Below are 13,156 nucleotides of genomic sequence, written 5' to 3'. Positions count from 1 at the left end.
ATTACTTTTTAGACAGCTTTCTATTTATTGCTTAGATTAGGATGTGATTCATTATGAAGCTGGCAATCAAAGAAATGAATGAACAGTTCGCAAGTGAAATTTTACAATGGCAATATGTAGCACCTTACGATTTTTACAATAATGAATTATCAGATGACAATGTTCAAGAAATGCTTGATAATCCTTACTTTGCGATGATTAATAATCAGAGTGAATTAATCGGCTATTATTGTACAGGTACGGCAGCACAAGTACCAAAAGGACAAGATGTCGGGGCATACGTAGAATGCTGTGTAGATATTGGAATTGGTATGAAGCCAAATCTAACGGGTCAAGGATTAGGAACGGCATTTTTTTCGTTTATTGTACAAACAGTTCAAGAAGAACATCATCTACCGCTACGTTTAACAGTGGCCCAATTTAATAAGAGAGCAATCCATCTTTATGAAAAATTAGGTTTTGTTAAAGCGATCGAATTTAGTACACCAACAGAGTTTGTCACAATGCTGAAAATGTAGGATATCATTAAAATTGAAAGAATCGTTAAAGTTAGTGGTCAATCGCCAAAGATTGCGTTATGATAAATACCGTTAAATCAACGTTTTGAAAGTGTGTGAAAAGTTATGGTTAATACAATTTATTTTGATAATAGTGCAACAACTAAGCCTTTAAAAGAGGTTATGCAGGCATTTATGGTTGTGAATGAGCAGTATTATGCCAACCCTGCTTCTATCCATGCTATGGGTGTTGAAGCAAATGATTTATTAATGCGTGCGCGTGAGCAAGTAGCAGATATTTTGCAGACAGAGGCAAAAAATGTGCTATTTACTTCAGGTGGTACAGAATCAAATAATGCAGCTATTTTTGGCATAGCACGTAGTAATACGCATATAGGAAAGCATATTTTAACGACTGAAATTGAACATCCATCCGTGTTAGAAACAATGAAGCAACTTGAAAAGGAAGGCTATGATGTTGAGTATCTTCGTGTTGATCAAAATGGAGTGATTTCTCTAGACGAGCTTCGTACTAAAATACGAAAAGACACAATATTAGTTAGCATCATGCATGTGAATAATGAAATGGGTGCGATTCAGCCTATAAAGGAAGCAGCAAAAATGATTCATGATATGAGTCGTGCAGCCTTTCATGTTGATGCTGTGCAAAGCTTTGGGAAATTAACAATATCCTTTAAAGAAGAAGAAGAAGGACCTGATTGTATTTCTATCTCGGGTCATAAAATTCATGGCTTTAAAGGCTCAGGAGTATTAGCATTCCGTAAACCTATAAGATGGCAGCCTTTTGCGCTTGGTGGAGGTCAGGAATTTGGTATGCGCAGTGGTACTGTAGCAGTTCCCCAAGCTGTTGCTTTAGCGAAAGCGGCTCGACTGGCTGTTGAAACAATGAACGAACGCGCAAATAATTACCGTCAATGGCACGATGAAATCCGAACTCAACTAGAAAGTTATGGCGAAGCAGTGCATATTTTATCAACCCCACAGGGAGCTGCACATATTGTGTCATTTAGTGTTCGTGATTTAAAAGGGGAAGTTATTATTAATGCTATGCAAAAACGTGGTGTCATTGTCTCAACATCAAGTGCGTGTTCTTCCAAGCAAACGAAAACAAGTCATGTTGTCGAGGCACTTCACCTTGACGAGCATTATAAGAAAGGCGTAATTCGCCTTAGCTTTGGCGCACATAACACAATAGAAGATATAGAAAACTTTAAACAAGTACTAGCAGAAGTAATGTTGGAACTCAAAGGAGAAAATAAGTAAATGATTTGGAAAGAAATTTTAATTCGATATGGTGAGCTTTCTACAAAAGGTCGCAACAAAATGGATTTTATCCGCCGCTTACGTGAAAATATTCGTCATGCCTTTGCAGATTTAGGTCAATTGCATATTCGCACAGAACGCGACCGTATGTTTATTGCCATAGAAGACGAAGCACAAATGCAAAAGCTAATTACAGGCTTACCTAAAATTTTTGGAATTCAATCATTTAGCCCTGTAGCTGCATGTGAAAAAGATATGGACAGTATGAAAAAGCTCGCTATCACGATTATGGAGACATTTAAAGACGAGCAACATACTTTTAAAGTAGAGGTAAAACGTACTGATAAAACATTTCCTTTAGAATCTCACGCCATTCAACGTGAGATCGGAGGCTATGTATTACCGCAATTTCAAAATTTATCTGTCAAAGTGAAGCAGCCTGATATTGAGCTACGCGTAGAAGTTCGCCACGATGCAACTTATATGATGGCACAAGTCATTCCTGGTGCAGGTGGAATGCCTGTAGGGTCGAATGGGAAGTCATTATTAATGCTATCTGGCGGTATTGATAGCCCTGTCGCAGGTTATTTAATGATGAAGCGTGGTGTGCGATTAGAGGCAATTCACTTCTTTAGTCCACCTTATACAAGCCAAAATTCACTGGAAAAAGTTAAAGTGCTTGCCAATGAATTAACAAAATTCGGTGCTAGTATTCGTTTACATGTCATTCCTTTTACTGAAATACAAGTTCTTATTAAAGAAAAAGTACCTTCTAACGTATCGATGACTACAACACGCCGAATGATGTTGAAGGTTGCTGATCAGGTGCGTGAGGAAATTGGGGCACTTGCCATTGTAACAGGCGAAAGTCTTGGGCAAGTAGCGAGTCAAACACTTGAAAGTTTAACAGCGATTAATGCTGTAACGAACACACCTATTTTGCGTCCGTTAATTTCATCAGATAAACTCGAAATCATTGATATTGCAGAAAAAATCGGCACATACGAAACATCTATTCAGCCATTTGAAGATTGCTGTACGATTTTTACACCAGCAAGTCCAAAAACAAAACCAAAGCTTGAAAAGGTTGAGCATTATGAAAGCTTTTCTGACTTTGATGAATTGATCGAGCGAGCAGTGAAAAATCGCGAGGTCTATATTTTCCCTAAGAAAGAAGAACAACAGCAAGATAAATTTGCAGATCTTCTATAAGGATTTAAAAGCCGTCTCAAAGCCGTTTTGAGACGGCTTTTTTGCATGGATATCGTTATTCCAATGGAGGTACAATTTACCTCTAATTTTTTTGTATTAAAAATCTAATATCGCACATTCTATATTCACAAGGAGGTGAGAAACATGGCTTCAAACAACAACCGTAGTTCAAACCAGCTTGCAGTACCTGGTGTACAACAAGCACTAGATCAAATGAAATACGAAATTGCACAAGAATTTGGTGTTCAATTAGGAGCTGAAGCTTCAGCTCGTGCCAACGGTTCCGTTGGTGGTGAAATCACTAAACGTCTTGTACAAATGGCAGAATCTCAATTAAAAGGTATGCCAAACAACAACCAATAAATGCTGATTAAGCATTTATAAACTTAAAACCAGTGACCGTAAAAGGCACTGGTTTTAGTTTGTTTATTGTTCATTTATTTATACAAGATAAAGATCTAAATGTATTTACTGTATGCTCAACATCTTCGCTTTCACAGATAGCTGAAATTACAGCAACACCATCAGCCCCAGTTTGAAATACAGTTTGTGCATTTGTGCAGTTTATTCCACCAATTGCTACAATCGGTAATTCAGGATGAAGAGAACGAGCCTGCTGTAAAAAAGATGTACCACATGGTGGTCGTGCATCACTTTTAGAGGATGTTGGAAAGATTGGACCGATCCCAACATAATCAGCTTGATGGTTAATAGCTATTTGTAATTCTTCCTCGCAATGGACAGAAACACCAAGAATCATGTTCCCAATTTTTTTACGAGCTTCACCTACAGGAAAATCATCTTGCCCGATATGAACTCCATCAGCTTCCAGTCGTATCGCTAGCTCAATATCGTCATTTACGATAAAGGGTACATTATATTGATGACATAGTTTTTGACATTGGCGTGCAAATTGTTCATAGGCAAGTCCAGTTAATGCATGAGGGCCTTTTTCACGAAATTGAAACATCGTAATGCCTGCTTGTAAGGCTTTTTCTAAGATATAGATAGGTTGTTGTTGAGGAGGCACGTTGCTGGTACCCATAATAAAATAAAGCTGCAAATCCTCACGTTTCATGAATCATCACCTCACAGGCATCCTTATACTGTTGGTAAGCAAAATGATTAGTGGGTCCATGACCATTTCCAATCGATAAATCATACATAATTGCTAATTGGATAAACTTTTTAGCTTCAATAATAGCTTCTTCCATAGCAAATCCTCGCCCAAGAAAAGCAGTAAGTGCTGCCGAAAATGTACATCCAGTACCGTGCGTATTTTTTGTTTGGATTCGAGGAGACTGCATCGAAAAAGAAGGTCCATTTTTGATAAATACGTAATCAATAGCATAAAGTGGATTTGCTAAATGACCACCTTTAATGATGACACATTGTACACCTAGCTGTAACAAGCTTTGAGCTACGTCTTTTATGTCTTCAAAATGCTGAATAGTTCTCCCTGTAAGTGTCTCTGCTTCGGGTATGTTGGGCGTAACAACCGTAGCAAGTGGTAGTAAAGTTGAGCATAAGGCATTGATAGCTTCTTGCTGTAACAGGCTTTCTCCTCCTTTTGCGATCATCACTGGATCAACAATCAGTGGAATGTTTAGCTCATCGATCATGCGTGCAATGGCTTTGATAATATCCGCCGAATAAAGCATTCCTGTTTTAATCGCAGCTATTGGAAAATCTTCTACTAAGGCTTCAAATTGTTTTTTTATAAAGGAAACGTCAATTGGGCAAACACCTGATACACCCAATGTATTTTGTGCAGTTAAAGCAGTAATCACAGAAGTACCAAACACTTCTAATTCCTGAAATGTTTTTAAATCAGCCTGTATACCTGCACCGCCCCCACAATCTGACCCGGCGATTGTCGTTACAATATGCATGAAGCTGCACCATCCTTTGACAAACGATGTATAGCATTGAGGAAAGCTATTTGAAAATCACCAATGTCTGCAGTAAATGCTGATGCTAGTACACCTGCTTTTTTATAGTAAGTAAGGGTCTCCATTAATTGTTGGTAAGGGCTATGGCTTACACTATAGGCTGCACCACAAATTGCGCTAAGTAAACAACCTGTACCCGTAACTTCTGTCATTTGTGGATGACCACCAGCGATCCATTGGCTATGCTTGCCATCAGTTATAAAATCACGCTCTCCCGTTACAATAACAATGCATTGATAGCGTTGAGCTAATGATGTGGCTTCTACTTCCATTGCGATAGTGCCTTGCCCACTATCGACACCTTTTTGTTGCCAATCTACACCAGCTATTGCTGCAAGCTCGCCGAGATTACAGCGAATCACGGCAAATTGTATATTCTCAAGTAAATGTCTTACGGTTTCCTTACGATAAGTTGTGGCTCCAACTCCGACAGGATCTAAAATAACAGGAATACCAAGTGCATTGGCTTTTATACCTGCTAATAACATGGCACTTTTTGTGCGATCATTGAGTGTTCCGATATTAATTAATAATGCTTGAGCAATCGCTACCATTTCCTCTACCTCTTGACAGTCATCGGCCATTACTGGTGAAGCACCTATCGCTAATAAACCATTTGCTTGAAAATTTGCCACTACATAATTGGTGATGCAATGGATAAGTGGTTGCTGTTGACGAATTGTTTGAAAAATCATTGTAGTCCTCCTTTTGGGATGGACGTAAGCATGCAAAAAAGGCCCTTTTTGTGTAAAAATGCACGAAAAAGAGCCTTTCATCTGAAAAAACGATGTTATTGCTCCCTACGTCAGTATTAACTAACAGGTTCAAAGGGTCAGGTTTTACCTTCTCAACTCTTACGAGTCCCCCTGCAATCTTGCTTTTAGTTGACCAAAATGTACCATACTTTTCATTTGTATTCAATAGCAAGTTTTCCTATGGATAAAATGTGACCGATGCCATATAGGAGAGTATGATAGTTGTCATGACTTTACCGAAATCAAGCACAAACCATTGAAAATGCTGAAAAAAGAGTTTTATAATGTGTCATAGCAAAAGGGAGGCAATTGCCATGAAAAGACAAGATTTAATTGCACCAGAATGGTATAACATAGCAGAGGAAATTGAAAAATATGCTCAGGATGCAACCAAAAATGCTTTAATCATTTATGAAGAAAACCAAGACATCCAATGTATTACATATGCACATTTATTGGAAAAGGCAAATCAAGCAGCACATGTTTTCACCAAGCAAGGCTTAAGGAAAGGTGATGTCATTTTAGTGATGGTCCCACGCTCTGTGGAAGCATATATTGTATATATTGCTGCATTGAAAGCGGGTTTAACCATTATTCCAAGTTCTGAAATGTTAAGAACAAAGGATATTGAGTATCGAATTCATCATGCAAATGCTAAAGCAGTTATTGCATTTGAACCCTATATTGAACAGTTTGATCAAGTGGGAAATTTACAAGGCTTACTGCAATTTGTCATAGGAAATGCGCACAAACCTTGGCAGAACATACTTGAAAAAATGCATAATCAACCTACAACCTACATAAATCCTATCCCAACAAAAAGCACAGACAATGCATTTTTAGCCTATACAAGTGGAACAACAGGAAATCCCAAAGCAGCAGTGCATACGCATAGTTGGGGCTATGCACATTTACGAACAACAGCACCACATTGGTTGGGTGTACAAGAAAATGATATTGTTTGGGCAACTGCAGCACCAGGATGGCAAAAATGGATATGGAGTCCGTTTCTAGCTACTTTAGGTAGTGGTGCTACTGCATTTGTCTACAAAGGTAAATTCGATGCAGCTTCTTATCTAGCATTGCTTGAGAAATTCAAAATTAATGTACTATGCTGTACACCAACTGAATATCGTTTTATGGCAGCCCTTGAAAATTTACATGAATATGATCTAAGTGCCATTCGCCAAGCCGTATCAGCTGGTGAGCCATTAAATAGTGAGGTCATTAAAGTATTCTTGGAAACATTCAAATTACAAGTACGAGATGGCTATGGACAAACGGAAAATACATTATTGGTAGGCACAATGGTAGGGATGGAAGCAAGAGTTGGCTCTATGGGGAAACCTACTCCCGGCAACACTGTTGAAATTATTAATGATTTGGGCAAACCCGTTACAATCGGAGAAGTGGGTGATATTGCTGTACATCGTGAAACACCAGCCCTCTTTAAAAAATATTTAAATGATCCTGAACGTACAAATTTACAATTTCGTGGGGATTGGTATATTACAGGAGATCGGGCCTATAAAGATGAAGATGGCTACTTTTGGTTTGATGGTCGAGGAGACGATGTCATTATATCCTCAGGCTATACAATTGGCCCCTTTGAAGTAGAGGATGCTTTAATGAAGCATCCAACCGTAAAAGAGGCTGCTGTCATTGCGAGTCCTGATAAAGTCCGTGGGAATATCGTCAAGGCATTTATCGTTCTACACAATGGTGAAAAAGGTGATGCAGCGCTTATTCAAACACTTCAAAGTCATGTAAAATCACTGACTGCCCCTTATAAATATCCACGTGCTATTGAATTTGTAGAGGAGCTACCCAAAACATCTTCCGGGAAAATTAGACGTGTCGAATTACGACAACAAGAAATTAAAAACCTCCAATCTTAATCATTTCCTAGGAAATAATGTCGAAAATCAAAGTTCATCAATGGTATGGACTTTGATTTTTTAAATTTTTTTAGGTAAGGTAATATGAGGAAATAAACAGCTTAAAGCTTTTTGCATTTAATTATTGCAAAAAAATGAAACAAATAAGCAAGTCATACGTATTACGTGTTGAGGAGGCGGAAAGACATGAATGTAAAAAGGTGGGTTGCTTTAGTAGTGGCAGGTGTTCTCTTACTATTTTCGTTAGGAATTAATACCATTTTTGCGCTATTTAAAGCAGATTTCCTAGGTAATTTTGATAGCTTAATGGCAGGTAATAGCTTAGATGTATATGAAAATGTCATTGAAGGGGAAAATTTTGATAAGCGAATTGCTTATTTAAAGGTAGATGGAACGATTCAAGATATCGGCTCAAGTACATTGTGGCAACCAGTTGCCTATGACCATCAATTTTTCTTAGAACAATTGGATAATATTTTATATGATGAGACCATACAGGGGGTTGTTTTAAGCGTTAATTCACCAGGTGGTGGTGTAAAGGAATCAGCAGATATCTATAAAAAGCTACTAAGAATTAAAGAGGAACGACAAATTCCGATTTATGTATCGATGGATTCTATGGCAGCTTCAGGTGGTTATTATATTTCGGCACCAGCAGATAAAATATTTGCTCATCGTGATACAATAACAGGTTCTATTGGTGTCATCATGCAATCTATTAACTATCAAGAGCTGGCTGAAAAAGTAGGGGTCAAATTTGAGACGTTTAAATCGGGAGAGCATAAAGATATGTTAAGTCCAATGCGTGAAGTGACAGCAGAGGAACGTGCAATGATGCAAGATATGATTAATGAAACGTACGAAGAATTTGTAGATATTGTAGAACAGGGACGTAATATGTCTGAAGCAGAAGTGAAGAAGGTTGCAGATGGTCGTATCCTTGGCGGTACAAAAGCGCTTGAAGCAGGATTAATTGATGAGATTGGTGATGAAGAAGCGACCATTGCAGCTCTTCGTGAAGATTATGGACTTGAAGATGCGGCTTTATTTGAGTATTCATACGATATGGGCGGCTGGCAATCATATGTTGGTATGAAAATTGGCTCCATGTTTGGTCCATCTGCAGAAGAAAAAATGCTAATGAAAATCATGACGGACTATAGCGCACCGAAAATGATGTATCTTTATGGGGAATACTAAGGGGGGAGCACAATGACAAACAATGAAATTGTTATGCAAGGTTCACCCTCTATGGAAAATGGCTTTCTTATGAATATATCAGGAGAATCAGCAAATGATAAAAACTATGCATTAAAAACTGCTGGTTTTTGGGTACGATTTTGGGCATTTTTATTAGATGGATTCATCATTTCTGCTATAGGTGGAATACTTGTTAATCCAATCTTCTATTTAATGGATTGGTCCCTATCTGATTCTGTTTGGTATGCGCCGATTTCTATTATTACAGCAATCTTCTACTATAGTTACTTTGTGCTGATGACAAAGTACTTTGGGCAAACACTAGGGAAAATGGTGTTTGGATTACGTGTAATTTCATTAAAGCACGATCAGCTAACTTGGTCAGATGTGTTATTCCGTGATTGGATTGGTCGTATCATCAATAATATTTTTATGCCACTGTATATTTTGGTAGTGATTTTGCCAGAAAATCAAGGTTTACATGATTATTTTGCTGATACAACAGTGGTGCATGAAAAAATCTTTATTGAAAAGGCTTCAACACCGACTACTTTACCAAAACAAGAAGAGCAAATAGAAGCTTTTGTGCAAGAAGAAAAAATAGATCTAGCCAAGCTAGAGGAAAAAAATGAACAATAAACATAAGACTGTCTCCTAATTTGAGACAGTCTTATCTATTTCTAAGTATGTAAGCTATGATAGTTGCAATTAATTCCCTCCATTTAGTAATATTATGTACATATGATGATTAGGAGGCGTTTATATGGCACAAGTAACATTTAAAAATGGTCCAGTGACACTAGTAGGCAATGAAGTAAAGGTGGGCGATCAAGCTCCAGATTTTACGGTATTAGCAAATGACCTATCACCTGTAACATTAAATGATTCAGAAGGAAAAATTCGTTTATTTAGTGTTGTACCATCATTAGATACTGGTGTATGTGATGCGCAAACACGCCGATTCAATGAGGAAGCTGCTAACTTAGGTGATAATGTAGTTATTTATACAGTATCTGTGGATCTTCCATTCGCTCAAAAGCGCTGGTGTGGTGCAGCAGGTATTGATGCAGTCCAAACTGTATCAGATCACCGCGATCTTTCATTTGGTGAGGCATATGGCGTATACATTCAAGAATTACGTCTTCTGACACGTGCAGTATTCGTTGTGGATGCAAACAATAAAGTAACATATGTTGAATATGTACCTGAAGCTACAGATCATCCAAACTATGAAGCGGCCATTGCAGCTGTCAAAGCACTAGCATAATAAGCTGCTTTTAGGCTAAGATAATACTAGACAAAGGGGCTGTGACAAGTGTTTGTCACGGCTCTTTTCTGCGTGAAAGGAAGTTAGATATGGAAAATATCGAAAAGTTATTTGGTTTGCTAAATGAGCATGCCGAAAAAATCGAAAAAGAACAGAATATAACGTTACTAGAAGGGTTATTAGATGGGTTAGAGGCATGGCTTGATGGCGAAGTTGATTTTTCTCAAAAAGATGCAACAAAAGAGGATATACGTAAAGCTATTCAAATTGCTATTTTAAAAGGAATGCGCAAAGGCTCACAGCCGAATCATCAAATGACTCCTGATACGTTAGGGTTATTAGTGGGCTACTTTGTGGAGCAAATTTTTGCAGAGAGTCTTGAAAATGAAAAGATCTCGATCATGGACCCAGCAGTAGGCACAGGTAATTTATTACTGACGGTTATGAATTTATTAGATGGAAAAGTGGAAGCAACAGGTGTAGAGGTTGATGAGCTACTTATTCGCCTCGCTGCGGCAACTGCTGATTTAATAGAACAGCCTATTTCTTTATACCGTCAAGATGCCTTAGAAGATTTATTGGTCAATCCAGTTGATGCAGTTATTTGTGATTTACCTGTAGGTTATTATCCAAATGAAGAAGTGGCACTCAATTATGAATTATGTCCAGCAGAAGGGATGAGTTATGCCCATCATTTATTCATCGAGCAATCAATGAATTATACAAAAGATGGCGGCTATTTATTTTTCCTTGCACCATCTCATCTTTTTGAGTCAGAGCAGTCTAAGCAATTACACAAGTACATTCAAAAGCATGCGTGGATTCAAGCGATTATTCAATTACCTGACTCTATGTTTGCTAATAAGTCATTAGAGAAGAGCCTGGTGATTTTACAAAAACAATCGAAGGAATTGAAAGCACCTAAAGAAGTTCTATTAGCTAAAGTTCCAAATATGCAGAATAAGCAGGCTCTTGCACTATTCTTTGAAAAAGTGAAGATGTGGAAAGAGGGCAAGTAATTGCTATTAAGTGCAAGTAAAAAGGTATCCTATACAAGGATACCTTTTTATGTATTACAAAATTAATTTTCTGGTGTACGGATAACTAGTACGTCACATTTAGCTGAACGTACGATAGCCTCAGATACAGAACCGATTAAGAAGCGTTCTACTGCATTTAGACCAGTTGCACCACAAATGATTAAATCTGCGTCTACGATGTTAGAAAGCTCTTTTGTTATGATATTTTTTGGAGAGCCATACTCGATGATAAGATTAACATTCGTTAAACCTTCATCTTCAGCTTGCTTTTTATAACCATTTAATAGTTCTTCAGAAAATGCTTGAGCACGTTCTGCGATGGAGCGGTCATATGCTTCGATAGCAGCAAATGAACGAGTATCGATTACATTTACTAGATTTAATACTGCACCTTCGTTTCGTTTTGCCACATCAATCGATTTACGAAACGCGTATTCAGCTTCTTTTGAACCGTCTACTGCAACAACAATGCTTTTATAATGATTAGCCATTTGAAAAACCTCCCTGATTTGTATATGTTGATTATACCAAATGATTTTCTAAAGGAAATACTTTCCGCAAGAAAAATTATGAAAATGTGAAGGCATTTCATGTAGATATGTGAATTAAATATAAATACTCAATTCCCACTATTTGCAGTGTGTAAACCTCTTTTGCTCATTTGAAACTGCTCATGAATTAGCTTCCTTAACAACTATTTATTCGCCTTTTTAGTTTTTCAATATAGTAATTTATAATGGTTTATAACGTTAGAATATTTGTTATTTTGGAAATCTTATAAATTTTATCTGTATTTGCATTAGTTAAAGCTTTTTTTGCAATTGTTTGGTAATATGGAAGTGCAAGGGGTGCATCAAATTTAGTTACATAAATGATGCTTATTTCTTACGTTATGGAAGGGGATAGGAAACAATGAAGATTGGTATTCCAAAGGAAATTAAAAACAATGAAAACCGTGTAGCAATGACACCAGCAGGAGTTGTCACTTTAACACATGCAGGTCATGAAGTGTACATTGAAACTGGAGCGGGGCTAGGCTCAAGCTTTACGGATGCTGATTACATTGCAGCTGGTGCTCAAATTGTTCAAACAGCTAAAGAAGCTTGGTCACAAGAAATGATTATGAAGGTAAAAGAACCTGTAGCTTCTGAGTATGATTACTTCTACGAAGGTCAAATTTTATTCACGTATTTACACTTAGCGCCAGAGGTTGAATTAACTCAGGCACTTTTAAATAAAAAAGTTGTAGGGATTGCCTACGAAACAGTACAATTAGCAAATGGCTCATTACCATTGCTAACACCAATGAGTGAAGTTGCTGGTAAAATGGCTACACAAATTGGTGCACAGTTCTTAGAAAGAAACCATGCTGGTAAAGGTATTTTACTAGGCGGTGTATCAGGTGTACAACGTGGGAAAGTAACAGTTATCGGCGGTGGTATTGCAGGTACAAATGCTGCAAAAATCGCTGTTGGTATGGGTGCGGATGTGACAGTTATTGATTTAAGCCCAGAGCGTTTACGTCAATTGGAAGATATGTTTGGACGTGATGTTCAAACATTAATGTCTAATCCATATAATATTGCAGAATCAGTGAAAGATTCAGATTTAGTTATTGGGGCGGTATTAATCCCAGGCGCAAAAGCACCGAAACTTGTATCTGAAGAAATGATTCAATCAATGCAAGCCGGCTCTGTTGTAGTCGATATCGCAATTGACCAAGGTGGTATTTTTGCAACATCTGACCGTGTGACAACACATGATGATCCAACATATGTGAAGCATGGCGTTGTACACTATGCAGTTGCAAATATGCCTGGTGCGGTACCACGTACTTCTACAATTGCTTTAACAAATAATACAATTCCATATGCACTTCAAATTGCCAACAAAGGCTACAAACAAGCTTGCCTTGATAATGCAGCACTGAAAAAAGGCGTGAATACATTAGATGGACAACTTGTTTATAAAGCAGTGGCAGATTCACAGGGACTACCATTTGTCAATGTGGATGAGTTAATTCAATAAACTTTGCTAGACATAGGAAAAGG

The 13,156-nt window shown here is 37.7% G+C and carries 14 protein-coding genes and 1 riboswitch; of the genes, 10 read left to right on the top strand and 4 right to left on the bottom strand.

Annotated elements, in window-relative coordinates:
• Positions 1-53: 53 nt before the first annotated feature.
• From CD31_RS13850 to CD31_RS13835, 4 genes are all read left to right on the top strand, one after another.
• Positions 54-518, top strand: coding sequence for a GNAT family N-acetyltransferase (locus tag CD31_RS13850; protein ID WP_036078377.1), 465 nt, complete (start codon positions 54-56; stop codon positions 516-518).
• Positions 519-623: 105 nt separating this feature from the next.
• Positions 624-1,781, top strand: a complete 1,158-nt coding sequence (locus CD31_RS13845) for a cysteine desulfurase family protein (RefSeq protein WP_036078374.1) — start codon at positions 624-626, stop codon at positions 1,779-1,781.
• On the top strand, positions 1,782-2,993 hold the full coding sequence (gene thiI / locus CD31_RS13840) for a tRNA uracil 4-sulfurtransferase ThiI (RefSeq protein WP_016991572.1): 1,212 nt from the start codon (positions 1,782-1,784) through the stop codon (positions 2,991-2,993). It begins immediately after the preceding gene.
• A 144-nt stretch (positions 2,994-3,137) separates the two neighbouring features.
• Positions 3,138-3,356 (top strand): alpha/beta-type small acid-soluble spore protein, encoded by a 219-nt coding sequence (locus CD31_RS13835; protein WP_004226165.1) that lies wholly within the window; start codon positions 3,138-3,140, stop codon positions 3,354-3,356.
• 70 nt (positions 3,357-3,426) lie between these two features.
• On the opposite strand, the gene thiE is transcribed toward CD31_RS13835, so the two are convergent.
• Genes thiE through thiM form a run of 3 tightly spaced genes read right to left on the bottom strand, consistent with a single transcriptional unit; the run spans position 3,427 to position 5,640 of the window.
• Positions 3,427-4,071, bottom strand: coding sequence for a thiamine phosphate synthase (gene thiE, locus CD31_RS13830; RefSeq protein ID WP_036078371.1), 645 nt, complete (start codon positions 4,069-4,071; stop codon positions 3,427-3,429).
• Positions 4,061-4,885, bottom strand: a complete 825-nt coding sequence (gene thiD, locus CD31_RS13825; RefSeq protein ID WP_036078369.1) for a bifunctional hydroxymethylpyrimidine kinase/phosphomethylpyrimidine kinase — start codon at positions 4,883-4,885, stop codon at positions 4,061-4,063. Before thiD ends, thiE begins: the two co-directional genes overlap by 11 nt.
• The gene (thiM, locus tag CD31_RS13820) at positions 4,873-5,640 is read right to left on the bottom strand and encodes a hydroxyethylthiazole kinase (RefSeq protein ID WP_036078367.1); all 768 of its coding nucleotides are present in this window, start codon (positions 5,638-5,640) and stop codon (positions 4,873-4,875) included. Before thiM ends, thiD begins: the two co-directional genes overlap by 13 nt.
• Positions 5,641-5,725: 85 nt before the next feature.
• Positions 5,726-5,823: riboswitch (TPP riboswitch) on the bottom strand.
• A 191-nt stretch (positions 5,824-6,014) separates the two neighbouring features.
• Between thiM and mbcS the strand changes: the two genes are divergently transcribed.
• The 5 genes from mbcS (at position 6,015) to CD31_RS13795 (ending at position 11,084) form a co-directional block, all read left to right on the top strand.
• The gene (gene mbcS, locus CD31_RS13815; protein ID WP_036078364.1) at positions 6,015-7,598 is read left to right on the top strand and encodes an acyl-CoA synthetase MbcS; all 1,584 of its coding nucleotides are present in this window, start codon (positions 6,015-6,017) and stop codon (positions 7,596-7,598) included.
• A gap of 186 nt (positions 7,599-7,784) precedes the next feature.
• The gene (gene sppA / locus CD31_RS13810; RefSeq protein WP_036078362.1) at positions 7,785-8,798 is read left to right on the top strand and encodes a signal peptide peptidase SppA; all 1,014 of its coding nucleotides are present in this window, start codon (positions 7,785-7,787) and stop codon (positions 8,796-8,798) included.
• A 12-nt stretch (positions 8,799-8,810) separates the two neighbouring features.
• Positions 8,811-9,437: an RDD family protein gene (locus CD31_RS13805; RefSeq protein WP_036078359.1), complete on the top strand. Its 627-nt coding sequence runs from the start codon at positions 8,811-8,813 to the stop codon at positions 9,435-9,437.
• Positions 9,438-9,561: 124 nt separating this feature from the next.
• Entirely contained in the window at positions 9,562-10,065 is a 504-nt protein-coding gene (gene tpx / locus CD31_RS13800) for a thiol peroxidase (protein ID WP_004226187.1), read from the top strand.
• A gap of 89 nt (positions 10,066-10,154) precedes the next feature.
• Positions 10,155-11,084: a class I SAM-dependent methyltransferase gene (locus CD31_RS13795; RefSeq protein ID WP_036078357.1), complete on the top strand. Its 930-nt coding sequence runs from the start codon at positions 10,155-10,157 to the stop codon at positions 11,082-11,084.
• Between the two features lie 62 nt (positions 11,085-11,146).
• Here the strand turns inward: CD31_RS13795 and CD31_RS13790 are convergent, their stop codons facing one another.
• Positions 11,147-11,596 carry a universal stress protein gene (locus CD31_RS13790; protein ID WP_004226191.1) on the bottom strand — a complete coding sequence of 150 codons (450 nt, stop codon included), beginning with the start codon at positions 11,594-11,596 and terminating at the stop codon, positions 11,147-11,149.
• Positions 11,597-12,017: 421 nt separating this feature from the next.
• Here CD31_RS13790 and ald point away from each other — a divergent pair, with 421 nt between their 5' ends.
• A complete protein-coding gene (gene ald, locus CD31_RS13785) occupies positions 12,018-13,133 on the top strand; it encodes an alanine dehydrogenase (RefSeq protein ID WP_036078353.1) in 1,116 nt (371 codons plus the stop codon).
• Positions 13,134-13,156 lie beyond the last annotated feature (23 nt).

Origin of the sequence: Lysinibacillus boronitolerans JCM 21713 = 10a = NBRC 103108, from assembly GCF_000772935.1 — a bacterium.
Classification (GTDB): Bacteria; Bacillota; Bacilli; order Bacillales_A; family Planococcaceae; genus Lysinibacillus; species Lysinibacillus boronitolerans.
This window is presented reverse-complemented; position numbering and strand designations above follow the sequence as displayed.